Raw genomic sequence first — 218 nt, forward strand, 5'->3', positions numbered from 1 at the left:
AGCACTTTGGAGAATCAAGGCTACAAAGTCGTAGCGGGAATCAACGGAGATATTTATGACATGGCCACCGGAACTCCAAAGGGGCTTAGCATTCATGACGGTAAGATCAAAACCTCCGGATATGCTCCGGAATATGTGATATCCTTTGACGAAGACGGCGCCGCTACCCTGGAAAAGGCAGCCCTGAGATATACACTGCAGGGAACGATCAACGTTCC

The 218-nt window shown here is 49.5% G+C and carries 1 protein-coding gene; it reads left to right on the plus strand.

Annotated elements, in window-relative coordinates; genetic code table 11:
* Window positions 1-218: hypothetical protein (locus B3W37_RS12985; RefSeq protein ID WP_483176085.1), on the plus strand; the 218-nt coding region annotated here is incomplete at both ends.

Source organism: Syntrophomonas sp. UBA5494, from assembly GCF_002426325.1.